Origin of the sequence: Streptomyces sp. NPDC127068, from assembly GCF_042724695.1 — a bacterium.
Taxonomy (GTDB): Bacteria; Actinomycetota; Actinomycetes; order Streptomycetales; family Streptomycetaceae; genus Streptomyces.
Genome location: NZ_JBHXEN010000005.1, coordinates 25,845 through 50,220 on the forward strand (window position 1 = coordinate 25,845; position 24,376 = coordinate 50,220).

A 24,376-nucleotide genomic window follows, 5' to 3' on the forward strand; every position below is an offset into this window, starting at 1 on the left:
GGCGAGGCGCTCCTGGGGGAAATCGGGGCGGCTGGACGGGCCCTCGGCGGTCGACCGGGACCCGGAGAGTGAACACTTCACGCTACCCGTTCACCGCAACGGTCCGAACCTGGCGAAAGCGCGAAACTACCCGATAGTAGGGCTTTTTTCGCATGCTCCCTGACGCCTACCGTTGCCCTATGACGAACCTCCCGTACGACCTCGACGGCGGCCTGGCCGCACTGCGGGGGGACTGCGCCCGGATGGTCCCGCACTGGACCCCGGACCCGCGGCGCACCGCCGCACCCCGGCCCGCCCCGCTCCACGGGGTCGTCGTCCCCGCCTCCTCCGCCCGTCTGTTGGACCCGATGTTCGAGCGGTCGACGTACGGGGGGTGAGCCGTTCGGGTGAGCTCCGGTGCGCGGCGGAACCGTGCACCCGCCCACCGCGTCCCATCGCTGTCCGCCGCTCCGGCGGACCAGTTCTACGACCCGCCGCGGGAGCACGAGGCGACCGCGGCGCAGGCGAAGGAGCGATGCGGTGAGCAGCAACCCGGTCGACCCGGACGGTCCCGGTGGCGTCGAGGGTGCGGACGCCGCGGGCGAGCCGCGGCCCCGCGGCGGAGCCCGGTGGCGGGGTCTGCGCCGCTCCCCCGTGACGGTCGCCGCCGTCGCGGCGGTGGTGCTGGTCGGGGGCGGTGGAACGTATCTGGCCATGGCCGCCTCGGGCAACGGACCGGCGGACGGAGCCGCGTCCCCGGGCAAGGGCGGTGACACTCCCCCGCCGCTGGCCCTCGACGGTCAGCAGGGGGCCGGCGGCGACGGCCCGGGAATCGCACCCGGGGAGCCCGACCCCGGCGGCCCGCGCTACGAGGCACGGGGGAAGCTGCCGAAGGGCCCGGTCCGCGCGGCCGTGTACCGACCGGGCTCACCGGTGGCGCGATCCGCGGTCAGGGAACTGGCCGAGGCGTTGGGCGTCCCGGGCGAACCGGTGCTGAACGGCAGCACCTGGCGGGTCGGCGCGGCCGACGGCAGCCCGTCGCTCCAGGTCGCCCGGGACGAGGTGGGGACCTGGACGTTCACGCGTCACGCGGGGGGTTCGGACTCCTGCGCCTCGGTGACCCGCTGCACCCCCGACGAGGAGCGCCGGCCGGCCCGCGTCCCCGGCGGGTCCCGGGGCACCGCGCCGATCGGCGAGGCCGCCGCGAAGGCCGCCGCCGCGCCGGTGCTCAAGGCCCTCGGACAGGACTCCGCGAAGGTCGACGCACGCCAGGTCCTGGGGTCGGCCCGGGTGGTGAACGCGGCACCGGTGGTGGCCGGTTCGCCCACCTTCGGCTGGTCGACCGGGCTGCACATCGGCCCCGGTGGCGAGGTCACCGGGGGGAGCGGCCGGTTGGCCGAGCTGGTCGAGGGGGACACCTATCCGACGATCAGTGCGGCGAAGGCGCTCGCACTGTTGAACGGGGCGGGCGACGGGACGGTGGGCATCGGCGGCTGCGCGACCGCCGTCCCGCACGAGGACCGGATCTCCGGGCCCTGCGGTGAGGGGTCGGCGGAGGCCGCGCCGGAGAAGGACCCGCTGTGGATCACGGGGGCCGAGTTCGGGCTGGCCGCCCAGCTCTCCGGGGGCCGTTCGGTCCTGGTCCCGTCCTGGCTGTTCGAGGTGACCCCGGACGGCTCCGGCACCCCGTACACGGTGACCCAGCCGGCGGTCTCCCCCGCGCACCTGACCGCGCCGGGCGGCTCGCCCTCGCCGCGGCCCGAGGAGAGCGAGGGCACCGAGACCTCGGACGTCGACATCGCGTGGTACTCGGTCAGGAAGGTCGAGGGCGGCACCGTCGACGAGCTGGTGCTGCACTTCGTCGGCGGGCTCTGCCCCACCTATGCGGCGAGCGCGCGGGAGCAGCAGGACGAGGTGACCGTACGGGTCACGCAGACCACCGAGCCGGGACGGGCGTGCGCGGCGGTCGCGGTGCACGAGGAGCGGACCGTGCGCCTCGACGGGCTGCTCGGGGACCGGGAGGTCGTGGACGCGAAGGGCGCGCCGGTGCCGGACCGCGCTCCGCGGGGGTGGCCGGGCACGGATCGCGGCGGCGCGCGGTAGCCGGCGCGGAACGCACGTCAGGCGGTACCCCGTCACGGGGTACCGCCTGATGCGGTGCGGGGACGCTGCGGTCCGTCGCGGGGACGGCCGACCGGTCGGGCCGCGTCAGCTGAAGGAGTCGCCGCAGGCGCAGGAGCCCGTGGCGTTCGGGTTGTCGATCGTGAAGCCCTGCTTCTCGATGGTGTCGACGAAGTCGATGGAGGCGCCGCCCAGGTAGGGGGCGCTCATGCGGTCGGTGACGACCTTGACGCCGTCGAAGTCCTTCACGACGTCCCCGTCGAGGGAGCGCTCGTCGAAGAAGAGCTGGTAGCGCAGGCCCGAGCAGCCGCCGGGCTGTACGGCGACCCGCAGGGCCAGGTCCTCGCGGCCTTCCTGGTCGAGCAGAGCCTTGACCTTGGACGCGGCGGCGTCGGACAGGATGATGCCGTCGGTGTCGGTGGCGGTCGTGGTCTCGTCCGATACGGACATCTACATCTCTCCCGGGTTGTACGGAGACTGCTTGCCGACGTAACAACCGGCGGTGCGGCGGATTCATTCCGGGCCCGCGTGCGTGTTCGGCGTCTTGTCTTGCGCTTCCCATGCTCGCACACGGGGCGCGGGGGCGACCACGTTCGTTCCCGGGGGTCCCACGCCCGGGAACACGCCTGGTCCGGGGCGCGCCGGTGACCCCGGGGGGAATGCGTCACATCGACATGATGGCCATCGTCAAACTGACGTGAAGCAGTTATGATAGATAACGTCAGAACGACGAAAAGGGGCCTCCGGGCCGGGCCACCCCCGGTCCGGAGGCCGCCTGTGAGCCGCCGGGGTCAGACCCCGCAGAGAAAGGGTGCGTGATCGTGACCACCGCCCAGCCCCTGGACGTCCAACCGACCCCGTTGGCCCTGCTGCTGCTCGGCCGGGAGGCCGACCCGCGCAGCGAGCGCGGCGTGGAGTGTCCCGGTGACCTGCCCTCGCCCTCCGACCCCCACCTCGTGGAACGGGCCCGGGCGGCCAAGGAGAAGCTCGGCAACAAGGTCTTCGTCCTGGGGCACCACTACCAGCGCGACGAGGTCATCCAGTTCGCGGACGTCACGGGCGACTCGTTCAAGCTGGCGCGCGATGCCGCGGCGCGCCCCGAGGCCGAGTACATCGTCTTCTGTGGTGTGCACTTCATGGCCGAGTCGGCCGACATCCTGACCTCGGACGCCCAGAAGGTCGTCCTGCCGGACCTCGCCGCCGGGTGCTCCATGGCCGACATGGCCACCGCCGAGCAGGTCGCCGAGTGCTGGGACGTGCTGACCGAGGCCGGCATAGCCGAGCGGGTCGTGCCCGTCTCGTACATGAACTCGTCCGCGGACATCAAGGCGTTCACCGGACGGCACGGAGGGACGATCTGCACCTCGTCCAACGCCCGGAAGGCGCTCGACTGGGCGTTCGCCCAGGGCGAGCAGGTGCTGTTCCTGCCCGACCAGCACCTCGGGCGCAACACCGCGGTGCGGGACATGGGCATGTCCCTGGAGGACTGCGTCGTCTACAACCCGCACAAGCCGGGCGGCGGGGTGACCCCCGAGCAGCTGCGGGCCGCGAAGATGATCCTGTGGCGGGGGCACTGCTCGGTGCACGGGCGCTTCTCGCTGGAGTCCGTGGAGGACGTGCGGGCCCGCATCCCCGGGGTCAACGTGCTCGTCCACCCCGAGTGCCGGAACGAGGTCGTCGCGGCGGCGGACTACGTGGGGTCGACCGAGTACATCATCAAGGCGCTGGAGGCCGCGCCCGCCGGGTCCAGTTGGGCGATCGGCACGGAGCTGAATCTGGTGCGGCGGTTGGCGAACCGTTTCGCCCCCGAGGGCAAGGAGATCGTCTTCCTCGACAAGACGGTGTGCTTCTGCTCGACCATGAACCGGATCGACCTGCCGCACCTGGTGTGGACGCTGGAGTCGTTGGCCGACGGCAAGGTGGTCAATCGGATCAGTGTCGATCCGGAGACCGAGCGGTTCGCCAAGCTTGCGCTCGAGCGCATGCTTGCTCTCCCGTAGGGGTCTTTTGCGGTGGGGTGCGCTGTGGTTGTCCGCGCCGTTCCCCGCGCCCCCTTCGGGTGCGTCCACGCTGGGGTGCGCTGCTCCCGTGCGGGTGCGCTGGTGCTTCGCGCAGTTCCCCGCGCCCCTGATCAGGGGCGCCTCGCTCGGGGTGCGCTGCCCTGCGGGGTGCGCTGCGGTCGTCCGCGCCGTTCCTCGCGCCCCTGATCGGGTGCGCCCGGCTCGGGGTGCGCCGTCCCGTGCGGCACGCCCCGGCCTGCAGAGCACCCCGGCCCGCAGGGCACCCCGGCCCATAGGGCGCCCCGATAGGGGCGCGGGGAACGGCGCGGGTGAGCACAGCGCACCCCGCTGGACAGCGCACGCGCAGGTGGACGTACCTCAAAGGGGCGCGGGGAACGGCGCAAGACGACCAGCGCACCGCCGGGTGGACGTACCCGAGGGGCGCGGGGAACTGCGCGGGTGAGCACCGCGCAGCTTGCGGAAACGGGTGGGCCCCCCGACCCGTACAGGGGTCGGGGGGCCCACCCGGAGGGATTACGTGCGGGCCGGCTCGGGGGAGTCGGACTGCTGGGGCGAAGCCGCCCCAGACCTCTTCGCCTCGCGCTTCGCGCGCCTGCGTTCCTTGCGGAGCTCGACCATCGCGTACAGCGTCGGCACGAGCAACAGCGTCAACAGCGTCGAGCTGATCAGCCCGCCGATCACCACCACCGCGAGCGGCTTCGCGATGAACCCGCCCTCACCGGTGACCCCGAGGGCCATCGGCAGCAACGCGAAGATCGTGGCCAGCGCGGTCATGAGGATCGGACGCAACCGGTGCCGGCCGCCCTCGACGACCGCCTCCACCACCCCGTACCCCTGAGCGCGGTACTGGTTGATGAGGTCGATGAGGACGATCGCGTTGGTGACCACGATGCCGATGAGCATCAGCATGCCGATCATCGCGGGAACGCCCAGCGGCGTACCGGTCACGATGAGCAGGCCGAGCGCGCCGGTCGCCGCGAACGGGATGGACACCAGCAGGATCAGCGGCTGGACGAGCGACTTGAAGGCCGCCACCAGCAGCATGAACACGATGGCGATGGCCGCGAGCATCGCGAGGCCGAGGGAGGCGAACGCGTCCTCCTGATCCTCGGACACCCCGCCGATGGACGCGGTGGCCCCCTCGGGCAACTTCAGCGCGTTGATCTTCGTCTGGAGTTCCGAGCTGACCGCCCCGGTGTTCTCACCGGTCGGCCGGGCCGTGACGGTGGCCGAGCGCTGGCCGTCGATGCGGGTCATCGAGACGGGACCGTCGACGAGTTCGACCACGGCGAGGTCACCGAGCCGGGCCTGACCGATGGGCAGGTCCTTCAGTTCCTCCAGGGTGGCGGCGGACTGCGCAGAGCGGATCACGATGTCGCGCTCGGCGTCGTCCAGGACCGCCTTGCCGGTGGTGGTGCCGCGCACCGCCTGGGCGACGGCCGCGCCGAGAGTGGCGTCGGTGAGCCCCGCCCGAGCGGCCTTGTCCTTGGCCTTGACGGAGATCCGCGGGACGGACTGCGAGAGGTTGCTCTGGACGTCGGTGACGTCGTCGAGCTTCGCGATCTCGTCGCGGACCTCGTCGGACGCCTTACGCAGCACCGCGGGGTCGGCGGCCTTGACGACCACGCTGAGGTCCTGGGCGCCGAAGCCGTCGCCGACGGAGAGGGTGGTCTCGCCGATGCCGGAGAGCTTCCCGAGGCCGGCCTCGATGCGGTCCTGGGTGTCCTCGTAGGACGCGTCGTCCTCCAGGGTGACCTGGTAGGTCGCCTGGTTGGTGTCGGTGCTGCCGCCGAACGCCGCCATGAAGCCGGAGGAACCGACGGTGACCTGGTAGTTCTCGATGCCCTCGACCCCGTCGAGCATCTTCTCGACCTTGCGGGCCGCCGCGTCGGAAGCGGCCAGCCCGGTGCCGGGCTTCAACTCCTGGCGGATGGTGAGCACTTCCTGCTCGCCCGGGTCGAAGAAGTTGGTCTTGAGCAGCGGCGCCATGCCGAAGGTGGCGAGCAGGACGACGACGGCTATGCCGAGGCTGACCAGACGGCGTCGGGTGGCGAACCGCAGCACGGGCACGTACGTGCGCTGGAGGCGGTTGCGGGCCTCCTTCTCCTCGGCCTGGCGGCGGGCCTCCTCCGCGTCGACCCCGCGCACGGACTTCGGGGGCCGCAGGAACCAGTACGAGAGCACCGGGACGACGGTCAGCGACACCAGCAGCGAGGCGAGCAGCGCGGCCGTCACGGTGAGGCTGAAGGAGCCGAACAGCGCGCCGACCATGCCGCCGACGAGGCCGATGGGCAGGAACACGGCGACGGTGGTGAGCGTCGAGGAGGTGACCGCGCCCGCGACCTCCTTGACCGCGGTGAGGATGGCCTCCTTGCGCTCCTCGCCGTAGCCGAGGTGCCGCTTGATGTTCTCCAGGACGACGATCGAGTCGTCGACCACCCGGCCGATGGCGATGGTCAGGGCGCCCAGGGTCAGCATGTTGAGCGAGAGGTCCCGGCTCCACAGCACGATCAGCGCGAGGACGATGGACAGCGGGATGGAGACCGCGGTGACCAGCGTCGAGCGGATCGAGGCGAGGAAGACCAGGATGACGATGACGGCGAAGAGCAAGCCGAGGGCGCCCTCGGTGGTGAGGCCGTCGATCGCCTTGGAGACCGCGGGTCCCTGGTCGGTGACGACGGCGAGCGAGGCACCGGCGCCCAGGTCGGCGCGCAGGTCCGCCAGGGCGTCCTCGACGGCCTCGGAGATCGCGACCGAGCTGCCGTCCTGGTCCATGGTGACCACGATCGCGAGGCTGCGTTCGCCGTTGGTGCGGGTGAGGGAGTCGGCCTTCGCCGGCTCCTGCTTCACGGTGGCGATGTCGGCGAGCCGCACGGGCTTCTTGACGCCCTCGCCGGTGACCATCAGGTCCTGGATCTGCTGGACGGAGGTGAAGCCGCCGCCGACCTGGACCGTGCGGTTGTTTCCGTCCTCCTCGAAGGAGCCCGCGGGGACGGTGGCGCCGCCGGCCTGGATGGCCTGGCCGAGGACCGGGGCGCTCACCCCGGCCCGCGCCATCTTCTTGTCGTCGGGGGTGACGGTGACCTGGAGGTCGCGGACACCGTCGATGGTGACCTGACCGACGCCGTCGATCTCCTTGAGCTTGGGCACGACGGTGCGTTCGAGCTGGTCCTTGAGCGCCTGCTGGTCCTTGTCGGAGGAGGCGGCGAGGACGACGGTCGGCATGTCGTCGGTGGACCCGGCGATGACCTGGGGGTCGACCTCGGCCGGCAGCTGGGAGCGGACCCGGTTCACGGCCTGCTGGACGTCGGCGATGATCTGCTTCGAGCCGTCGCCGTAGTCGAACTGCGCCATGAGGACGGCGTTGCCCTCGCTGGCGGTGGCCGTGACGCCGGTGATGCCGTCGACCGTTTCGATGCTGTCTTCCAGCGGCTCGACGACCTGCTTCTCGACCACGTCGGGCGAGGCGCCCTGGTACGGGGCGAGCACGGACACCATCGGCAGTTCGATGGAGGGCAGGAGCTGCTGCTTGAGTTGCGGAATCGCTATGGCGCCGAAGACGATCGCGATGATCGACATCAGCCCGATCAGGGCCCGTTGAGCGAGGCTGAACTTCGACAGCCAGGACATGGGTGACGGTCTCTCTTCTGTGGCTGGGCACGGAGGGAGGCGCGTCTTCTCAGCCCCCCTCCCCTACCCTGTGCCATCGCGGAAGGCCGATCCCTCGCTCCCAGGTCGCTTTCCTTTATGCCGCGCATACTGCGGGTGTAGTAGGCGATCTACACCTTGAGGGGTAGTGCGGAGCGCTCTAGCCGCGTGGGCGCACGAGTCCCGACTCGTAGGCGATGACGACGAGTTGGGCGCGGTCCCGGGCGCCGAGCTTGGCCATCGCCCGGTTGACGTGGGTCTTCACGGTGAGCGGGGAGACCTGGAGGCGTTCGGCGATGTCGTCGTTGGAGAGGCCGCCGGCGACCTGCACGAGGACTTCCCGTTCCCGGCCGGTGAGCGCGTCGAGCCGCTCGGAGTCGGCGCGGCCGGCGGGGTCGAAGTCGTCGCCCTGGGCGAGGAACCGGGCGATCAGGCCCTTGGTCGCGGCGGGGGACAGCAGGGCCTCGCCCACTGCGGCGAGCCGGATCGCGCCGAGCAGTTCCTCCGGCTCGGAGCCCTTGCCCAGGAAGCCGGAGGCACCGGCGCGCAGCGACTGCACGACGTACTCGTCGACCTCGAACGTCGTCAGCATCACCACCCGCACCGTGGACAGGGCGGGGTCCTGGCAGATCAGCCGGGTGGCGCTGAGCCCGTCGGTGCCGGGCATCCGGATGTCCATCAGGACCACGTCGGGCACCGTCTCGGCGGCGATCCGGACGGCTTCGGCGCCGTCGGATGCCTCGCCGACCACTTGCATGTCGGGTTCGGACTCGACGAGGACCCGGAAGGCGCTGCGCAGCAGGGCTTGGTCGTCGGCGAGCAGCACCCGGATGGTCACGGCGGTTCCTCCGTCTCCCCCGCACCGTGCCCGGTGCGGGTCTTGACCGGCAGGATCGCATGGACCCGGAACCCGCCCCCGTACCGGGGACCGGCCGTGAGGACGCCACCCAGCGCGGTGGCGCGTTCCCGCATGCCCAGCAGGCCGTGGCCGCCGCCCGGCTGGTCCTGGTGGCCCGACGGGTCGGGACGTGTCCGCTGGTCCGACCGGTCCGGGCCGGCCTGGGACGGCAGGGCCGGGTCGGGCGGGGCGGCGGGGTCGGCGGCGGCCTCGGCGCGGGCGGCCCGGGAGCCGTCGTCCAGCACGGTGACCTCGATGTGGGGGCCCACCCGTACGACGCTCACCTCGGCGCGGGCGCGGCCCCCGGCGTGCTTGCGGACATTGGTCAGTGCCTCCTGGATGATCCGGTACGCGGCCAGGTCGACCGCAGCGGGCGGGCGGCTGCCCTGGTCGCCGCGAGCCACCTCGACGCGCAGTCCGGCGTGCCGGAAGGTGTCGGCGAGTTCTTCGAGCCGGTCGAGGCCGGAGGTGGGTTCGACGGGGGCCTCCGGATCGCCGCTCTGCCGGAGCAGCCCGACCGTGGCGCGCAGCTCGCCGAGGGCCGACCGGCTCGCCTCGCGCACGTGGGCCAGCGCCTCCTTGGCCTGGTCGGGGCGTCGGTCCATCAGGTGTGCCGCGACGCCCGCCTGGACGTTGACCAGGGCGATGTGGTGGGCGACCACGTCGTGCAGGTCGCGGGCGATGCGCAGGCGCTCCTCCGCGACCCGGCGCCGTGCCTCCTCCTCGCGGGTGCGTTCGGCGCGTTCGGCGCGTTCGCGGATGGCGTCGACGAAGGCCCGGCGGCTGCGGACCGCGTCGCCGGCGGCTGCGGCCATGCCGGTCCAGGCGAATATGCCGAGGTTCTCCTGGGTGTACCAGGGCATCGGGCCGGCGAGCATCGCCGCGCCGGTCAGGGCGGTCATCGTCAGCAGGCCGACCCGCCAGGCCGTGGGGCGGTCGGTGCGCGCGGCGACCGTGTAGAGCGCGCAGACGGCTGCCATCGCGACCGGTGCCCGGGGTTCGCTGAACAGCAGTTCCACGAAGGAGAGGAGGCCCGTGGCCCACAGGACGGGCAGGGGGGCGCGGCGGCGGAACGCCAGGGTCGCGGCGGCCAGGGGCATCAGGACCAGGCTGAGGGCACCCGGGGTGCGGGTGCTCCACACCATGGGGCCGTGCTGCGCCGCCGGCCCGTAGGGGTTCATCATCGCGACGCAGAGCATGACGGTGAAGACGCCCAGAGCGAGGGCGCCGTCGGCGACGGTGGGGTGGGCGCGCAGCCAGCCCCAGCTGTTCCTGGCCCGGTCCAAGGGGGTCACCTCGGGAACGTTAGCCGGGTCGGGGTGCGGCGCGGGCGGCGCCAGACGCCAGCGGGGGGACGGGCGGGCGGGGATCAGTTGGGGATCAGGCCCTCGTCCGTCAGCAGGGCCCTGATCTGGTCGAGGCTGGCGTCCGGGGACGGGAGGATCAGCTCCGACGGCTCCAGGGAGTCGTCGGGCAGGGGGCTCCCCAGCTCCCGCACCCGGTCGAGGAGGGCGGAGAGGGTCCGCCGGAATCCGGGAGTGTCCCCGCTCTCCAGCTCGGCGAGCAGTTCGTCGTCCAAGGTGTTCAGCTCGGCGACGTGGCTGTCCGCGAGCCGTACCTGGCCCTCCCCCATGATCCGTACGATCATGACGCCCTCCTAGGCGTGTGTGCGGCCCGGGCCTACTGCTTGTCGAAGCGCGGGGTGTCCCGCTGCTGCTGGTTCCCGGGGGCTTGCTGACCGCCCTCGATGGCCTGCTGCGAGGTGGAGCCCCCGGCCAGCTCGGCCTTCATGCGCTGGAGTTCCAACTCCACGTCGGTGCCGCCGGAGATGCGGTCCAGCTCCGCGGCGATGTCGTCCTTCGCCATGCCCGTGGGGTCGTCGAGGGCGCCCGAGGCGAGCAGTTCGTCGATCGCGCCGGCTCGTGCCTGGAGCTGCGCGGTCTTGTCCTCGGCGCGCTGGATCGCGAGGCCGACGTCGCCCATCTCCTCGGAGATGCCGGTGAACGCCTCGCCGATCCGGGTCTGGGCCTGGGCGGCGGTGTAGGTGGCCTTGATGGTCTCCTTCTTGGTGCGGAAGGCGTCGACCTTGGCCTGGAGCCGCTGCGCCGCGAGGGTCAGCTTCTCCTCCTCGCCCTGGAGGGTCTGGTGCTGCGTCTCCAGATCGCTGACCTGCTGCTGGAGCGCGGCCCTGCGGGACAGCGCCTCACGGGCGAGGTCCTCGCGGCCGAGCGCCAGCGCCTTGCGGCCCTGGTCCTCCAGCTTGCCGGACTGGTTCTGGAGCTGGTTGAGCTGGAGCTCCAGGCGCTTGCGGGAGGTCGCCACGTCGGCGACCCCGCGGCGGACCTTCTGGAGCAGCTCCAGCTGCTTCTGGTACGAGTAGTCGAGGGTCTCGCGCGGGTCCTCGGCCCGGTCAAGGGCCTTGTTCGCCTTCGCGCGGAAGATCATCCCCATACGCTTCATGACACCGCTCATGGGCTTCGCGCGCCCCCTTCTGACGGACTCCGGCTCGAACTCTCCAACAGGTCCCACAGTAAGGGGCCCGCCTCTATTACCGCACTGTTCGGAGTCGGATGCGCTCATCCCCAAGGACGAGTGCGTGCGACTTCGATCCAGCGTAAGGAGTAGGTGTTACCCGGGGGTCCGGGCCGGTGACGGTCCGTGGTGGAACTCCGGGTAGCGGTCTGGATGTCTCCTCTGTCCCTCTAGGGACGACCGGTGTTGCCGGATCGTTCCCCGCCTGGCTGGGGTCCATGCGCCCCCACCCCGTACCCTTGGGTTTTGTGTTCCGTAGCCGTGCCAAGACAGACAAGACCGCCGCCGAGCAGGCGCCGGTGACCACCACCAAGCAGGCCCGCGACCCGCAGGCGCCGAAGGGGCGTGCCACGCCCAAGCGCAGCGAGGCCCAGTCGCAGCGCCGCAGCGTGGCGAATACGCCCATGACGCGCAAGGACGCCGCCAAGCGCAACCGCGACGAGCGGCGTGCCGCGCTGGAGCGGCAGCGACAGGCGTTGGCGAGCGGGGACGAGCGGTACCTGCCCGTGCGCGACAAGGGCCCCGTACGGCGCTTCGTCCGGAATTACGTGGACTCCCGTTTCCACATCGCGGAGTTCTTCCTGCCCATGGCCGTGGTCATCCTGGTCCTGAGCATGGTGCGGGTGCCGCAGCTGCAGAACGTCGCGCTGCTGTTGTGGCTGTTCGTGATCGCGCTGATCCTGCTCGACTCCTCGCTGCTGTTCATCCGGCTGAAGAAGGAGCTGCGCACCCGCTTCCCGGACGAGCCCAAGCGCGGCGCCGTCGCCTACGGCCTGATGCGGACGCTCCAGATGCGCCGCCTCCGGCTGCCGAAGCCGCAGGTCAAGCGCGGGGAGCGGCCCTGACACCGGCCGCACCTGCGGGGGACGGACCGACGGACCCCTACGGGCTGCGGGACGTGGTGCGGCGGGAACTCGTGGCCCGCCAGTTGGACGAGCAGATAACCGCCCGCTTCCGGGTCGGCAAGCGCCTGCGGGTCCTCGACGTGGGCGCGGGGCGCGGTACGCAGGCGTTGCGGCTCGCGCGGGCCGGGCACGAGGTGACCGGACTCGAACGGGACCTCGGGCGGTTGGCGGTCGCGCGTGCGGCGCTGGCCGCCGAGCCGGAGGGCGTCCGCGACCGGGTGCGCTTCTTCGAGGGCGACGGCCGGGACACCGGGGTCCACTTCCTGCCGGGCAGCTTCGACGTGGTGTTGTGCCACGGGCTGCTGATGTACGTGGCGGAGACCGACCCGGTGGTCGCCGGGCTGGCCCGGATGCTGGCCGGTGGCGGGCTGATGTCGCTGCTGGTGCGCAACGCCGACGCGATGGCGATGCGGCCGGGACTCTCCGGGGACTGGGCCGGTGCGCTCGACGCGTTCGACTCCGTCGTGTGCGAGGACCGGGGCGGGGTGGAGGTCCGGGCGGACCGGCTGGCCGCGGTGACCGCGACCCTCGCCGGGATCGGGGCGCCGCTGCGCGCCTGGTACGGGGTGCGGGTCTTCACGGACACCGTGCCCGAGGCGACCGCCCTGCCGGGGAAGGGCGATCTGGGGCTCCTGCTGGACGCCGAGGACCGGGCCGGGCGGACCGACCCCTACCGGGGCGTCGCCTCGCTGTTGCACCTGTGCGGGGCGCGGGGCTGACCGGACGGCCCACCCGGCGCGCACGTCGCCCCCACCACGCGCATCCCCCGTCACGTTCACCCGATGGGTGACCCGCGGTTTCCCGGGGTGACCCGTTTGGGTGGGTAATTCAGGGTTCGACGCCGTGCGCGGCCACAGACTTTCGGACATGAACTCATCCCGCAGGACGGGGCCCGGGGCCCGGGCGGCGATCGCGCTCGGGTGCCTGTGCGTCGGGGCGCTGCTCGCCGGGTGCTCCGGCGGGCCCGGGTCCGCGAGGACCGCGGCGGCCACCCCCGTCACCGAACGCGCCGCGCCGGCCCAACGGTCCGCGGAGGACCTCCAGGGCGACTACGAGGAGACCATCGCCGACGTCCTGCCGTCCGTCGTGCAGATCCGCGGGCGCGATGACCTCGGCTCCGGGGTGGTGTACGACGACCGGGGTCACATCGTCACCAATGCGCACGTCATCGGCAACGAGCGGTCCTTCCGGGTGACGACGGCGGGCAGCGAGCAGCCGCTGACCGCGGAGCTGGTGTTCAGCTATCCGGAGCAGGACCTCGCGGTGGTGCGGCTCGACAGCGTGCCGAAGGGGCTGCGTCCGGCCGCCTTCGGGGACAGCGGCAAGGTGCGGGTGGGCCAGATCGTCCTGGCGATGGGCTCCCCGCTGGGGCTGTCCTCCAGCGTGACCGAGGGCATCGTGTCGGCGACCGGACGGACCGTCAGCGAGAGCGAGGACAACGGCGGCACCGGCGCGACCATCGCGAACATGATCCAGACCTCGGCCTCGATCAACCCGGGCAACAGCGGGGGCGCCCTGGTGGACCTGGACAGCAAGGTGATCGGCATCCCCACCCTGGCCGCGACCGATCCGAACTTCGGGAACGGTGCGGCGCCGGGCATCGGCTTCGCGATCCCCGCCTCGATGGTGACCACCGTGGCGGATCAGATCATCAAGGACGGCAAGGTCACCGACTCGGGCCGGGCCGCGCTCGGCATCACCGGGCGGACGGTCGTGGACGAGCAGCAGCGGCCCGCCGGGGTCGCGGTGGTGTCGGTGACGAACGGCGGCGGCGCGGACGACGCGGGCATCCGCCCCGGCGACGTCATCACCCGGGTGGGTGACCAGTCGGTCACGACGATCACGTCCCTGTCGGAGGTCCTCGCGGAGGACGCGCCGGGCGACCGGGTGAAGGTGACGTACCTGCGGGACGGGACGGAGTCCACCGTGGAGGTCACGCTCGGCGAGATCTGATGCCGCCCCGGCCCGGTGCGCGACCGGGGCGGACGGGGTTCAGGACTCCGCGGGTGCCTCGGCGGTCTCCGGGCCGCCGATGGTGCCGGTCCCGGTGGCCTCGGCGGTCCCGGCGGTCTCGGCGTGCAGGCTCATCGGCCCGTAGATCCGCGTTCCGTCCTCGGACAGGAACACCTGGTCCGCGCCGCCGGCGAGGAGTTCCTTCCAGTACTCCCCGATCCAGGTCTCGGCGTCCCCCTGAGTGGTGAACTCCTCGGGTTCCACCGCCGGGGAGACCTCCGTACCGTCGGCCTTCTCGAACCGCCACGTCCACGTCGTCATGCCAGCCTCCCGAGCTAGATCACGGTTGTGCGTGCAGCCGGAAGCCTAGCCGGGCGGGCGTCCGGCCCGGGGTCGCGGGAGGATCTTCTCGTGGAACTCACTCTGCTCGGTACCGGCGGGCTGGACGGCCTGCCCCGCCCCGGCTGCCCCTGCGCGGTCTGCGCCCTCGCCGTCGGGGAGGCCGCGCGCGGGCCCGCGGCGGCGCTCGTCGACGGGACGCTGCTGCTCGACCTGACGCCGGGCGCCGCGTTCGCCGCGGCACGGGCCGGACGGTCGCTGACGGGCGTGCGGCAGGTGCTGCTGTCGCATCCGCACGACGGTCCGGCGGTCGAGGTGCCGGCGGGGCTGCCGCAGCCGGGTCGGGTGCCGGACGGACGTGAGCTGGCGCTGCTGACCGGGCACCGGGTGCGGGCGGTCCCGATGGACTCCCCCGGCACCGGGTACGCGGTGACCGGCCCGGACGGACAACGGCTGCTGTACCTGCCGCCGGGCGCCGCGCCCGCCGGGCTCACCGACCCGGCCGGGCCGGACGGCCGGTACGACCTGGTGCTCGCCGACGTGGTGGGCCGCCCGGACGCGCTGGCCCGGCTGCGGGCCTCGGGGGCGGTGGGCCCGACCACGGACGTGGTGGCGGTCCACCTCGACCACGACGTGCCGCAGGGGCACGAGTTGACGCGCAGGCTGGCGGCGGCGGGGGCGCGGGCGGTGCCGGACGGGACGACGCTGACCGTGGGCGCCTACGAGGAGGTCCCGGACGTACCGCGCCGGACGCTGGTGCTGGGCGGGGCCAGGTCGGGCAAGTCGGTGGAGGCCGAGCGGCGGTTGGAGGGCTTCCCCGGCGTGGTGTACGTGGCCACGGGCGGCAACTACCACGGGGCGCCCGCCGACGACGAGTGGGCGGCCCGGGTGGGCGCGCACCGGGAGCGGCGGCCCGGGTCGTGGCGGACGGTGGAGACCTGTGACCTGGTGCCGCTGCTGGCGGAACCGGGGCCACCGCTGTTGATCGACTGTCTGTCGCTGTGGCTGACGGACGCCATGGACGCGGTGGACGCGTGGGACGACGCCCAGTGGGCGGACGGCGGGGAGCGGGAGTTGCGGCGGCGGGTGCGGGAGTTGACCGGTGCGGTGCGGGCCACGCGCCGCCCGGTGGTGGCCGTGTCCAACGAGGTCGGTTCCGGGATCGTCCCCGCGACGGCGTCCGGCCGGCGGTACCGGGACGAGTTGGGGAGGCTGAACGCGGCGTTCGCGACGGAGTGCGAACAGGTGGTGCTGGTGGTGGCGGGGCAGGCGCTGGTGCTGCGCGGCTGACCTACCCGGGGGCGGCGTCCCGGCGGGCGATCACCCGGTAGGAGTTGGTGTACCGGGTGCGGGCGGCGACCGGGGCGAGCACCCGGTCGAGGGCCCGGCCGAGGGCGAGCAGGGTGCGCGCGGCACCGGACGGGGCGCCGGCGGCGGGCCGCCGTCGGCTTAGCAGCAGGGTGACGGCGGCTCCGGGGCCGGCGCTCTGGTGCGCGGCGCGGCGGTCGACGAGGACCACGGTGTAGCCGAGGGCGCGCAGCTCCCGGCGGAGGTTGGCCTCCGGGATCAGGTGCCGGGTGCCGGGCCGGTGGTAGGGGGCCCACCAGCGGCCGAGGAGGACGGCGGACCGGCTCAGCGGGTCGGAGCCCTCGACCAGGAGGTGGCCGCCGGGGCGCAGGGCCCGGTGGCCGGCCCGGAGTTCGGCGCGCGGATCGGGAACGCGTTCGAGGTGGCGGAACATGCTCAGGACGTCGTACCGGCCCGCGAGGTGCGGGGCGAGGTCGACGAGGGTGCCGCGGTGGACCTCGTCGAGCAGGCCGTCGGCGAGGGCGCGCGCACCGTCGGTGCTGGCGCCGACACCGTAGCCGCCGTCGACGCCGTCGAACGCGGTGTACGGGTGGACGCTCCGGGCGGCGGCGGGGAAGCGGGCCGTGCCGGTACCGACGTCCAGCCAGCTCTCCGGTTCGCCGAACGGGAGCAGGGCGCGGGCGGCGGCGCGGTGCGCCCGGTCACTGCGCGCGGCGGGGCGGGCGCAGTGTTCGTCCGCGGGGGTCGCGTCCGGGGTCGGGTTCGGGCCGCGGAAGACGTGGGCGCAGTCGCGGCACTGCTCCACGGGGGAGCCCGGTACGAGGGTGGCGCGGACCTTGGTGCGCAGGGACGTGGCGCCGCACCAGGGGCACGCGGGCCGGGTGGCGGTACCGGGGGCGGCGGGCGGTAGGGGGCGCGGGCCGATCGCGGCGGGTTCGGCGGCGCTCGCTTGCTGGGGAGGCACAAAGCGGAACGTAGGGGATGAAGGGGGCCGGTTCAACGACAGGGCGGGGCCGGTGCGTCACGTGGCGCCACGGAGGGGGGACCCAGGCGCCGGGCACGACGGCCGGGGGCCGGACGCCGTCCACGGAGCGTGCCGGAACCGGCCGTCGGGGCGGGGTGAGGGCACCGGCCGGAGGACCGCTGACGGTACTGTTCCGCGAATGAGCTCCCTGAATCTCGACGACTTCACCGACCTGATCGAGCGCCCCGACGGCGGGTTGCGCAACGCCGCCGAGGAGCGCCGGGAGCGGCAGGACCTGCCGCCCGGGGCGCTGGGCCGGCTGGACGAGTTGGGCACCTGGTTGTCGTCGGCTCAGGCGTCCGTACCGGTCCGCCCGGTGGAGCGGCCGAAGGTGGTGTTGTTCGCGGCCGATCACGGGGTCGCCGAGCTCGACGTGTCCTCCCGGGAGGCGGGCACCGCGCACGCGTTGGTGCGCGGCGTCCTCGACGGGGCCAGCCCGGTGGCGATCCTCGCCCGCCGCTCGGGGGTGCCGGTGCGCGTGGTGGACGTGGGGCTGGACTGCGAGCCGGACGTGCTGCCCGAGGACGTGGTGCGGTTCCGGGTGCGGCGCGGGTCGGGGCGGATCGACGTGGAGGACGCGCTGACGGCTCAGGAGGCCGAGGCCGCTTTCCGGGCGGGGATGGCCCTCGCCGACGAGGAGGTCGACTCGGGCACCGATCTGGTGGTGCTCGGGGACATGAGCGTGGGCGGGACCACGGCGGCGGCGACGCTGATCGCGGCGCTGTGCGGGGTGGACGCCTCGGTGGTGACCGGGCGGGGCGAGGTGCCGATCGACGATCTGGCGTGGATGCGCAAGTGCGCCGCCGTGCGGGACGCCCTGCGGCGGGCCCGGCCGGCCCTCGGCGACCAGTTGAAGCTGCTCGCCACGGCGGGCGGAGCGGACTTCGCGGCCATCACGGGATTCCTGTTGCAGTGCGCGGTGCGCAAGACGCCGGTCATCCTGGACGGGGTGGTGTCCGCGGCCTGCGCACTGGTCGCGCAGCGGGTCGCGTTCCGGGCGCCGGACTGGTGGATCGCCGGGCACGACTCCGGGGAGCCGGCGCAGGCCAAAGCGCTGGACCGGATGGCGATCGAGCCGCTGCTGACCCAGGGCGTCCGGATCGGTCAGGGCACCGGGGCGCTGTTGGCGTTGCCGCTGGTGCAGGCCGCGGCGGCCCTCTCGGCGGACCTGGCGCTGACGCCCGAGCCGGAGCCCGAACAGAAGCCGGAGCAGGAGCAGGAGACCGATCAGGAGGCGGAGCAGGAGACGGGGACGGACGGATCGGCCGACCGGGGCGAGTCGTCCGAGCGGGACGCGGCGGCCGGGCAGAGCGCGGCGGGCTGACCGGATAGCGTGCCCGACATGGCAGCGTCGGACGAGGAACGACACCCCCCAGACGGCGCGGACGGCGCGGACGCCCCCGCCCCGGGCGGGCCCGGCGGGCGGGGGTGGGCGGGGGCCAGGTTCGCCTTCGGCACGCTCACCGTGCTGCCGGTGCGGGTGACCCGTTGGGACCGGGAGGCGGCCCGCTCCGGAATGGTGTGGGCACCGGTCACCGGGCTCGTCGTCGGAGGGTGCGCGGCGGCCCTGGCGGGACTGTTGTGGCTCGGCGGTGCGGGGCCGGCCCTCGCCGCCGTCGCGAGCGTCGCCGTGGGCGCCGTGCTCACCCGCGGGCTGCACCTGGACGGACTGGCGGACGTGGCCGACGGACTCGGCAGCGGCAAGCCCGCGGCGGACGCGCTGCGGATCATGAAGCAGTCGGACATCGGCCCGTTCGGGGTCGTCACCCTGGTGCTGGTGGTGCTCGCGCAGATCGCGGCCCTCGCCCAGCTGTACGCCGGTTCCTGGGCCGCCGGGGCGGTCGGGGCGGTCGTCGCGGGGGTCACCGCACGACTCGCGCTGACCCTCACCGCACGGCGCGGCGTACCGGCGGCGCGCCCCGGTGGGCTGGGCGCCGCCGTCGCCGGGACCGTGCCCCTGCGCCAGGCGGCGCTGCCCGCGCTGGTGCTCGTCACCGCGGTCGCGGCCGTGGCGGCCGGTGCGCTGTGGGGGCCGTCCGGGGCGGTGCGCGGCGCCGCTGCGGTCCTGGTGGGGTGCGGGGTCGCCGAGCTGCTGCTGCGGCGCTGCGTGCGGCGCTTCGGCGGGGTCACCGGAGACGTGTTCGGAGGAGTGGCCGAAACCGCCGCCACCGCCGCCCTGGTCGTGCTGACGCTGGGCGGGTGACACCCGGCGCACCCCGGTGCCTGCCGGGCGACGGGTCCGGGCGCCACGGCGTCCCCACCGGTGGACGGCACCGGTGTCACGGAGCGTAGGCTCCTCACTGGCACTCTGCCGGCCCGATCCACAAGCGTCGGGTACGGAGCCGGTCGAGCCACCCACTCCCTGCGGCTCAGGCCATGGAACTCCCAGGAAGCGAGATCCCACCACCGTGACTGCTCTCACTCTCAGCACCGCCGCGGCGTCCGGCCTGCGTGCCGACGCGATCGTCGTCGGCGTCGCCAAGGGCACCAAGGGCCCCGTGCTCGCCCCGGGCGCCGAGGCCGTCGACCAGGCGTTCGACGGCAAGCTCGCCGCCCTCCTGGAGACGCTCGGCGCCTCGGGCGGCGAGGGCGAGGTGAGCAAGCTGCCGTCCCCCACCGGGCTCAAGGCGCCGCTGGTGCTGGCGGTCGGACTCGGCGCGGTGCCCGGCGCCCCGGCCGACGGCGACGACACCACCACCGCCGCCGACTACACCGACGAGGTGCTGCGGACCGCCGCCGGAACCGCCGCCCGTGCCCTGACCGGGGCCAAGAAGGCCGCCTTCGCGCTGCCGATCGCCGACGCGGAGGCCGTCGGGGCCATCGCCGAGGGTGCGCTGCTGGGCGCCTACGCCTTCGACGCGTACAAGGAGACCGGGCGCGGCAACAAGAACGCGAGCAAGGGCAAGGCCCCGCTCGCCGAGATCGCCGTCCTCGGGGCCAAGCCCCGCGACAAGGCGCACAAGGCCGCCGTCGCCCGCGCCCTCGCCGTCACCGAGGAGCTGAACCGCGCCCGCGACCTGGTGAACACGCCGCCCAACGACCTCGACCCGGAGGCGTTCGCGGCGGTCGCCACGGCTGCCGCCAAGGAGCACGGGATCAAGGTCCAGGTGCTGGACGAGAAGGCGCTGACCAAGGGCGGCTACGGCGGCATCCTCGGCGTCGGCGCCGGTTCCGCCGCCGGGCCCCGCCTGGTGAAGCTGAGCTACACCCACCCGGACGCCGAGAAGCACCTGGCGTACATCGGCAAGGGCATCACGTACGACTCGGGCGGCATCTCGCTGAAGCCCGCGGGCCACAACGAGACCATGAAGTGCGACATGGCCGGCGCCGCCGCCGTGTTCGCCTCGGTCGTCGCGGTGGCGCGGCTCGGTCTCGCGGTCAACGTGACCGGGTGGCTGGCGCTCGCCGAGAACATGCCGTCCGGCTCCGCGACCCGCCCCGGCGACGTGCTGCGGATGTACTCCGGCAAGACCGTCGAGGTGCTGAACACCGACGCCGAGGGCCGGCTGGTCCTCGCCGACGCGCTCGCCAAGGCCTCCGAGGAGGAGCCCGACGCGATCGTCGACGTGGCCACGCTGACCGGCGCGATGATGGTGGCGCTGGGCAACCGCACCTTCGGGATCAACGCCAACGACGACGCGTTCCGCGCCTCGATCCACGAGACCGCCGAGGAGGCCGGCGAGGCCGCCTGGCCGATGCCGATGCCGGAGCACCTGCGCAAGGGCATGGACTCCCCCACCGCCGACATCGCGAACATGGGCGAGCGGATGGGCGGCGGCCTGGTCGCCGCGCTGTTCCTGCGCGAGTTCGTCGGCGAGGGCATCACCTGGGCCCACCTCGACATCGCGGGCCCGGCCTTCAACGAGGGCGCCCCCTTCGGCTACACCCCCAAGGGCGGCACCGGCTCGGGCGTGCGCACCCTGGTCCGGCTCGCGGAGCGCACCGCCGCCGGTGACCTGGGCTGACGCACCCCGCACCACCCCGCTGCGCGGCCCTTGAGCACCGTGGCCCCGGGCCCCTCGCCCGGGGCCACGGTGATGTGTGAGACATACCACCCGGTGGCCCGGCGTCCCGACACCCCCCGACTAGTGCGAAGATGGGCGTCGGCAGGACAGGGCCCCCACCACAGGGCCGTAGAAAGAGCGGCCACACCAGCCGACCGGCCGGACACCCTCCCGGAAACAGGGTCCGGCACGCGGCGCAAAGCATGGAGGACGTGACGTGGCGAACGACGCCAGCACCGTTTTCGACCTAGTGATCCTCGGCGGCGGTAGCGGCGGTTACGCCGCGGCCCTGCGTGGCGCTCAGCTGGGTCTCGACGTCGCCCTGATCGAGAAGAACAAGCTGGGCGGCACCTGCCTGCACAACGGCTGCATCCCGACGAAGGCCCTGCTCCACGCCGGTGAGATCGCGGACCAGGCCCGGGAGGCCGAGCAGTTCGGTGTCCGGGCCACCTTCGAGGGCATCGACATCAAGGCCGTCCACAAGTACAAGGACGACGTCATCGCGGGCCTCTACAAGGGCCTCCAGGGTCTCGTGGCCTCGCGCAAGGTGACGTACATCGAGGGCGCGGGACGGCTGTCCTCCCCGACCTCGGTGGAGGTGAACGGCCAGAACGTCCAGGGCCGCCACGTCCTGCTGGCGACCGGCTCCGTGCCGAAGTCGCTGCCGGGCCTGGAGATCGACGGCAACCGGATCATCTCCTCGGACCACGCGCTGACCCTGGACCGGGTGCCCGAGTCCGCGATCATCCTCGGCGGCGGGGTCATCGGCGTCGAGTTCGCCTCGGCGTGGAAGTCCTTCGGCACCGACGTGACGGTCGTCGAGGGCCTCAAGCACCTCGTGCCCGTCGAGGACGAGAACAGCTCCAAGCTGCTGGAGCGCGCGTTCCGCAAGCGGGGCATCAAGTTCAACCTCGGCACCTTCTTCGAGAAGGCGGAGTACACCCAGGACGGCGTCCGGGTGACCCTCGCCGACGGCAAGGTCTTCGAGGCCGAGGTCCTGCTCGTCGCGATCGGCCGCGGCCCCGTCTCGCAGGGCCTCGGGTACGAGGAGCAGGGCGTCGCGACGGACCGCGGCTACGTCCTGGTCGACGAGTACATGCAGACCAACGTGCCGACCGTCTCGGCGGTGGGCGACCTGGTCCCGACCCTCCAGCTCGCGCACGTCGGCTTCGCCGAGGGCATCCTGGTGGCGGAGCGGCTGGCCGGTCTGAAGACCGTGCCGATCGACTACGACGGCGTGCCCAAGGTCACCTACTGCCACCCCGAGGTCGCCTCCGTGGGCATCACCGAGGCCAAGGCCAAGGAGATCTACGGCGCGGACAAGGTCGTCGCCCTGAAGTACAACCTGGCGGGCAACGGCAAGAGCAAGATCCTGAAGACCGCGGGCGAGATCAAGCTCGTCCAGGTCAAGGACGGTGCCGTGGTCGGCGTCCACATGGTCGGCGACCGGATGGGCGAGCAGGTCGGCGAAGCCCAGCTGATCTACAACTGGGAGGCGCTGCCGGCCGAGGTCGCCCAGCTCATCCACGCCCACCCGACCCAGAACGAAGCGCTCGGCGAGGCCCACCTCGCGCTGGCGGGCAAGCCCCTCCACTCCCACGACTGATTTCCGGTCACCGGGCGCGACGACCACAGACTTCCGCACTTTCGTAAGGAGCAACCGAAACCATGGCGGTTTCCGTATCCCTTCCGGCGCTCGGTGAGAGCGTCACCGAGGGCACTGTCACCCGCTGGCTGAAGGCCGAGGGCGAGCGCGTCGAACTCGACGAGCCGCTGCTGGAGGTGTCCACCGACAAGGTCGACACCGAGATCCCCTCCCCCGCCGCCGGCATTCTGGCCTCCATCAAGGTCGCCGAGGACGAGACGGTCGAGGTCGGCGCCGAGCTCGCCGTCATCGACGACGGCAGCGGTGCCCCCGCTGCCGCTCCCGCCCCGGCCGCCGCCGAGGCCCCCGCACCGGCCCCGGCGCCCGAGCAGCCCGCCGCCCCCGTCGCGGCACCCGTCGCCGAGGCTCCCGCGGCTCCGGCCGCGCCCGCGGCTCCGGCGGGCGCGGCCGAGGGCACCGACGTGGTGCTCCCGGCGCTCGGCGAGTCCGTCACCGAAGGCACCGTCACCCGCTGGCTGAAGGCCGTCGGTGACAGCGTCGACGCCGACGAGCCGCTGCTGGAGGTGTCCACCGACAAGGTCGACACCGAGATCCCGGCGCCCGTCTCCGGCGTGCTGCTGGAGATCACGGTCGGCGAGGACGAGACCGCTGAGGTCGGCGCCAAGCTGGCCGTGATCGGTGCCGCCGGTGCCGCTCCGGCCGCCGCGCCCGCTCCGGCGGCTCCCGCCCCGGCGCCCGCCGCCCCCGCGCCCGCCCCGGTGGCGCCGGCCGCTCCGGCCCCGGCTCCCGCCCCGGCTGCGGCTGCCCCGGCCCCGGCTCCGGTAGCCCCCGCGGCTCCGGCACCGCAGGCCCCGGCCGCTGCTCCGGCGCCCGCCGCCGCGCAGCCCGTGGACGACGGTGCCTACGTCACGCCGCTGGTGCGCAAGCTCGCCTCCGAGAACGGCGTCGACCTGTCGGCCGTCAAGGGCACCGGCGTCGGCGGACGCATCCGCAAGCAGGACGTCCTCGCCGCCGCCGAGGCCGCGAAGGCCGCCGCGCAGGCAGCGGCGCCCGTCGCCGCCGCCCCCGCGGCTGCTCCGGCCGCTCCGGCCGCTCCGGCCGCCGCCAAGAAGGCTCCGGCCCTTGAGGTGTCCCCGCTGCGCGGACAGACGGTCAAGATGACCCGGATGCGCAAGCTCATCGGCGACAACATGATGAAGGCGCTCCAGACGCAGGCGCAGCTGACCTCGGTCGTCGAGGTCGACGTGACCCGTCTGATGCGGCTGCGCGCCCAGGCCAAGGACGCCTTCGCCGCCCGTGAGGGCGTCAAGCTGTCCCCGATGCCCTTCTACGTGAAGGCGGCGGCCCAGGCGCTCAAGGCGCACCCGATCATCAACGCCCGGATCAACGAGGACGAGGGGACCATCACCTACTTCGACACGGAGAACATCGGCATCGCCGTGGACTCCGAGAAGGGGCTGATGACCCCGGTCATCAAGGGCGCCGGCGACCTCAACATCGCCGGGATCTCCAAGAAGACCGCGGAGCTGGCGGGTGCCGTGCGCACCAACAAGATCCGTCCCGACGACCTCGCGGGCGCGACCTTCACGATCAGCAACACCGGTTCGCGCGGTGCGCTGTTCGACACCGTGATCGTGCCGCCCACCCAGGCCGCCATCCTGGGCATCGGCGCCACGGTCAAGCGCCCGGCGGTCATCGAGACCGCCGAGGGCACCGTGATCGGCGTCCGGGACATGACGTACCTGTCGCTGTCCTACGACCACCGCCTGGTCGACGGCGCCGACGCCGCCCGGTACCTGACCGCCGTCAAGGCGATCCTGGAAGCCGGCGAGTTCGAGGTCGAACTCGGTCTGTGACCGATGCGGCGCCGCCCGTACAGGGGTTCTTTCCTTCCCCCGTACGGGCGGCGCCGGCTTTTCGGGGCGGGTCCGCACCCGCGCCCGGGGCTGTAAGGCTCACCACACCTGCGGGAACGCCCCCGTCCGAGACGCGTCAGGACGGGGGCGCGGCCGTATTGTCTATGGGTCAATGCCTTTGG

19 protein-coding genes and 1 pseudogene are annotated in these 24,376 nt (G+C 73.2%); 12 read left to right on the forward strand and 8 right to left on the reverse strand.

What is annotated here, in order from left to right:
- Positions 1 to 179 precede the first annotated feature (179 nt).
- Both ACFWIA_RS04280 and ACFWIA_RS04285 read left to right on the forward strand, forming a co-directional pair.
- The gene (locus tag ACFWIA_RS04280) at positions 180 to 377 is read left to right on the forward strand and encodes a hypothetical protein (protein WP_387000228.1); all 198 of its coding nucleotides are present in this window, start codon (positions 180 to 182) and stop codon (positions 375 to 377) included.
- Positions 378 to 519: 142 nt separating this feature from the next.
- A complete protein-coding gene (locus ACFWIA_RS04285; protein WP_387000230.1) occupies positions 520 to 2,082 on the forward strand; it encodes a hypothetical protein in 1,563 nt (520 codons plus the stop codon).
- Positions 2,083 to 2,187: 105 nt separating this feature from the next.
- Here the strand turns inward: ACFWIA_RS04285 and ACFWIA_RS04290 are convergent, their stop codons facing one another.
- On the reverse strand, positions 2,188 to 2,550 hold the full coding sequence (locus tag ACFWIA_RS04290) for a HesB/IscA family protein (protein WP_385485743.1): 363 nt from the start codon (positions 2,548 to 2,550) through the stop codon (positions 2,188 to 2,190).
- Between the two features lie 371 nt (positions 2,551 to 2,921).
- Between ACFWIA_RS04290 and nadA the strand changes: the two genes are divergently transcribed.
- Positions 2,922 to 4,100, forward strand: coding sequence for a quinolinate synthase NadA (gene nadA, locus ACFWIA_RS04295; protein ID WP_387000231.1), 1,179 nt, complete (start codon positions 2,922 to 2,924; stop codon positions 4,098 to 4,100).
- 534 nt (positions 4,101 to 4,634) lie between these two features.
- On the opposite strand, the gene ACFWIA_RS04300 is transcribed toward nadA, so the two are convergent.
- The 5 genes from ACFWIA_RS04300 to ACFWIA_RS04320 all read right to left on the reverse strand — a co-directional run bounded on the left by ACFWIA_RS04300 (position 4,635) and on the right by ACFWIA_RS04320 (position 11,139).
- Positions 4,635 to 7,751, reverse strand: coding sequence for an efflux RND transporter permease subunit (locus tag ACFWIA_RS04300; protein ID WP_387000233.1), 3,117 nt, complete (start codon positions 7,749 to 7,751; stop codon positions 4,635 to 4,637).
- A gap of 178 nt (positions 7,752 to 7,929) precedes the next feature.
- Positions 7,930 to 8,607: a response regulator gene (locus ACFWIA_RS04305; protein ID WP_387000235.1), complete on the reverse strand. Its 678-nt coding sequence runs from the start codon at positions 8,605 to 8,607 to the stop codon at positions 7,930 to 7,932.
- Entirely contained in the window at positions 8,604 to 9,962 is a 1,359-nt protein-coding gene (locus tag ACFWIA_RS04310) for a sensor histidine kinase (RefSeq protein WP_387000236.1), read from the reverse strand. Before ACFWIA_RS04310 ends, ACFWIA_RS04305 begins: the two co-directional genes overlap by 4 nt.
- Before the next feature lie 74 nt (positions 9,963 to 10,036).
- Positions 10,037 to 10,315, reverse strand: a complete 279-nt coding sequence (locus tag ACFWIA_RS04315; RefSeq protein ID WP_385485751.1) for a hypothetical protein — start codon at positions 10,313 to 10,315, stop codon at positions 10,037 to 10,039.
- A 32-nt stretch (positions 10,316 to 10,347) separates the two neighbouring features.
- The gene (locus ACFWIA_RS04320; RefSeq protein ID WP_387000238.1) at positions 10,348 to 11,139 is read right to left on the reverse strand and encodes a PspA/IM30 family protein; all 792 of its coding nucleotides are present in this window, start codon (positions 11,137 to 11,139) and stop codon (positions 10,348 to 10,350) included.
- Between the two features lie 278 nt (positions 11,140 to 11,417).
- Between ACFWIA_RS04320 and ACFWIA_RS04325 the strand changes: the two genes are divergently transcribed.
- The 3 genes from ACFWIA_RS04325 (at position 11,418) to ACFWIA_RS04335 (ending at position 14,057) form a co-directional block, all read left to right on the forward strand.
- Complete coding sequence (locus ACFWIA_RS04325) at positions 11,418 to 12,044, forward strand: DUF3043 domain-containing protein (RefSeq protein WP_387000240.1); 627 nt, start codon at positions 11,418 to 11,420, stop codon at positions 12,042 to 12,044.
- Positions 12,045 to 12,115: 71 nt separating this feature from the next.
- Positions 12,116 to 12,823 (forward strand): class I SAM-dependent methyltransferase, encoded by a 708-nt coding sequence (locus ACFWIA_RS04330; RefSeq protein ID WP_387000475.1) that lies wholly within the window; start codon positions 12,116 to 12,118, stop codon positions 12,821 to 12,823.
- A 148-nt stretch (positions 12,824 to 12,971) separates the two neighbouring features.
- Positions 12,972 to 14,057: a S1C family serine protease gene (locus ACFWIA_RS04335; protein ID WP_387000242.1), complete on the forward strand. Its 1,086-nt coding sequence runs from the start codon at positions 12,972 to 12,974 to the stop codon at positions 14,055 to 14,057.
- A 111-nt stretch (positions 14,058 to 14,168) separates the two neighbouring features.
- On the opposite strand, the pseudogene ACFWIA_RS04340 reads toward ACFWIA_RS04335, so the two are convergent.
- A pseudogene (locus ACFWIA_RS04340) lies at positions 14,169 to 14,378 on the reverse strand (hypothetical protein); the annotation flags it as partial.
- A gap of 90 nt (positions 14,379 to 14,468) precedes the next feature.
- Here ACFWIA_RS04340 and ACFWIA_RS04345 point away from each other — a divergent pair.
- Positions 14,469 to 15,686 (forward strand): bifunctional adenosylcobinamide kinase/adenosylcobinamide-phosphate guanylyltransferase, encoded by a 1,218-nt coding sequence (locus ACFWIA_RS04345; RefSeq protein ID WP_387000244.1) that lies wholly within the window; start codon positions 14,469 to 14,471, stop codon positions 15,684 to 15,686.
- Position 15,687: 1 nt separating this feature from the next.
- Here the strand turns inward: ACFWIA_RS04345 and ACFWIA_RS04350 are convergent, their stop codons facing one another.
- Positions 15,688 to 16,668, reverse strand: a complete 981-nt coding sequence (locus tag ACFWIA_RS04350) for a class I SAM-dependent methyltransferase (RefSeq protein ID WP_387000246.1) — start codon at positions 16,666 to 16,668, stop codon at positions 15,688 to 15,690.
- 199 nt (positions 16,669 to 16,867) lie between these two features.
- Between ACFWIA_RS04350 and cobT the strand changes: the two genes are divergently transcribed.
- The 5 genes from cobT (at position 16,868) to sucB (ending at position 24,194) form a co-directional block, all read left to right on the forward strand.
- Positions 16,868 to 18,052 (forward strand): nicotinate-nucleotide--dimethylbenzimidazole phosphoribosyltransferase, encoded by a 1,185-nt coding sequence (cobT, locus tag ACFWIA_RS04355; protein WP_387000248.1) that lies wholly within the window; start codon positions 16,868 to 16,870, stop codon positions 18,050 to 18,052.
- A gap of 18 nt (positions 18,053 to 18,070) precedes the next feature.
- Positions 18,071 to 18,931, forward strand: coding sequence for an adenosylcobinamide-GDP ribazoletransferase (locus ACFWIA_RS04360; protein WP_387000250.1), 861 nt, complete (start codon positions 18,071 to 18,073; stop codon positions 18,929 to 18,931).
- Between the two features lie 205 nt (positions 18,932 to 19,136).
- Positions 19,137 to 20,693, forward strand: a complete 1,557-nt coding sequence (locus ACFWIA_RS04365; protein ID WP_387000252.1) for a leucyl aminopeptidase — start codon at positions 19,137 to 19,139, stop codon at positions 20,691 to 20,693.
- A gap of 256 nt (positions 20,694 to 20,949) precedes the next feature.
- On the forward strand, positions 20,950 to 22,338 hold the full coding sequence (gene lpdA, locus ACFWIA_RS04370; protein WP_385485767.1) for a dihydrolipoyl dehydrogenase: 1,389 nt from the start codon (positions 20,950 to 20,952) through the stop codon (positions 22,336 to 22,338).
- A 62-nt stretch (positions 22,339 to 22,400) separates the two neighbouring features.
- A complete protein-coding gene (gene sucB / locus ACFWIA_RS04375; RefSeq protein WP_387000254.1) occupies positions 22,401 to 24,194 on the forward strand; it encodes a 2-oxoglutarate dehydrogenase, E2 component, dihydrolipoamide succinyltransferase in 1,794 nt (597 codons plus the stop codon).
- Positions 24,195 to 24,376 lie beyond the last annotated feature (182 nt).